Origin of the sequence: Burkholderia sp. BCC0506, from assembly GCF_902833145.1 — a bacterium.
In the GTDB taxonomy this organism is placed as follows: Bacteria; Pseudomonadota; Gammaproteobacteria; order Burkholderiales; family Burkholderiaceae; genus Burkholderia.
The window spans coordinates 1-1981 of the sequence record NZ_CADFEN010000029.1 but is presented as its reverse complement, the minus strand read 5'-3'; the positions used below and the strand labels follow the sequence as shown (position 1 = coordinate 1981).

Annotated in this window: 1 protein-coding gene and 3 tRNA genes; all 4 read left to right on the top strand. The window is 59.8% G+C overall.

All coding sequences use genetic code 11. From position 1 onward, the window contains the following. Positions 1-1508 precede the first annotated feature (1508 nt). Positions 1509-1594: transfer RNA gene (locus tag HWX62_RS32810), tRNA-Tyr, on the top strand. 43 nt (positions 1595-1637) lie between these two features. After that, positions 1638-1711: transfer RNA gene (locus HWX62_RS32805), tRNA-Gly, on the top strand. A gap of 22 nt (positions 1712-1733) precedes the next feature. Next, positions 1734-1808, top strand: a tRNA-Thr gene (locus tag HWX62_RS32800). Between the two features lie 66 nt (positions 1809-1874). Further along, the coding region (locus HWX62_RS32795; protein ID WP_208454991.1) for a GTP-binding protein at positions 1875-1981 on the top strand (107 nt) is incomplete at its 3' end.

Here is a 1981-nt window from a genome sequence, read left to right as displayed (position 1 = left end):
CGCCTTGGGGCAGTTGGCGCCGGACCAATTCCGGCAATTGCATCAACCGAAAACCGGAGAGCCCACTAACTTACGAATGGTGTACTCGGCGGGGTAAGGTCATCGACTCAAATCGGGCAAACTCGGCGCAAATGCACGTCCTCGATGGAGCGTCCACACGCGAGCAACCGGTGCTGCCGAAACCGTCACCCCGCTGTCTCTTGTTCGCTCTGGCGGCTATCAGATCCGCAACGAGAAATCGCCTTGGCAACCGCGCCATGGCGATCCTTCGTCCGTCCTTGCTCGACGTCGACCGCGCTCAGGCGTGCCTAGTCCTTGTCATCCGATAGTCGATCAACAGGTCTTCATCGTCGCTGTATTGAGTGCATCTTCTGCCAGGGTTGCTACATATCGTGTGGCGGCGAGATGCGCCTTCGCTCTCACCTTTCACTCATCGGGCGCGTGCGATGCCGACGCTTGTCGCGACCTCCGCACATGTCGCGTCCGGATCATGATACGAAAGAGTTTCCAGCCGGTCGAGGCCAGTGCGGCGAGCTCCAGTCTTGATCCCGGGTCAGCTCGAGCGTCCCCGCGCAACGCACGTCGGATATCGATGCTTCGGCGGCATCCATCGGGTGTCCAACGTCGTCGGGAGCGTTTCAGCTGGAAGATGCGGGCCGCAGGGGCCATTGTCATATCGCGTGTACGCCGATGATTCGCTGCAATAAACCGACCAGATACTGACGTTGCTCGGTATGCACGAAGCGGCGCCAAGCCGCGGAACATTCCTCGCGGCACCGGCAAGGTTATGGGGATGCCTGGGCCTCGCGCACCCCGTGAGTTGTAGCGCATCGAGGCGTACAGAATCCCCGGACTCGCCTTGCGGGACGTCTTCCGATCGTCGAATCCGGATTTACCGACTGCATCGCGCGGAGCCGCGGTGCACCGAACCTGGATGTCCGGTATCCAGCGTTGGCTTCGACTGTTGATAGGCTCAGAGCGCCGAGCACGCGCCCGACGCTGCGCGGTGAAGCTTGGGAAGCCGGGGCTTGCCGTCGGTCGTCTCCGGCCGGCCACGAGCAGTGCCAGGCATCATCCGTGGCTGCAGCGCGTGACGATCCGTGAAGGCCTGGATCGAATAGAGTGCCCGGACGTGAGACCGGGCCATCCGCGACGCCTGCGGCAAACCTCTATTTCCCGCCGAAAACACGCCCGAGCCTCCCGAGAACCGCCGCCCGTCGCCTCGTCGAACCCGCCCGGCACGAAATTTGCCGAAATTTTGTGTCTACCGCTTGGCATTGTGCGAAAGAGGCCGTATGATGGCGGTCTTTCGTTTTTAGCGCAGATGCAGATCGGCGTTGAAGGCGGAGTCTGACGAAGATGTAGCGCCGTTCGGCAACATCTCGCGCTTGCCTTAGCCGGGCAAGGGCGGGGATCGGCGGAAGCAGGAGTCGGGAAGAGAATGAAAATAATCTTCCAGATATGCTTGACAGGAGTGCGATGCACCCCCATAATCGTCAGTTCTCTACGGAGGGGTGCCCGAGTGGCTAAAGGGGGCAGACTGTAAATCTGTTGGCTTACGCCTACGTTGGTTCGAATCCAACCTCCTCCACCAAGATATCAGCGCAGTGAGCGGTAAGGAATCGTTAGTGGCCCGTGCGGGTGTAGCTCAATGGTAGAGCAGAAGCCTTCCAAGCTTACGACGAGGGTTCGATTCCCTTCACCCGCTCCAGACCGCTAAGTTGAAGCGTAGCGCCCATGTGGCTCAGTGGTAGAGCACTCCCTTGGTAAGGGAGAGGTCGGCAGTTCGATCCTGCCCATGGGCACCAGCAGTAAAAAGTCAGTGTCTTGTTTGCGCGCGGCGCAACCTGTGAAATTCCTTTTGGGAGTTGAAAATGGCCAAGGAAAAGTTTGAGCGGACCAAGCCGCACGTGAACGTTGGTACGATTGGTCACGTTGACCACGGCAAGACGACGCTGACGGCAGCGATCACGACGGTTCT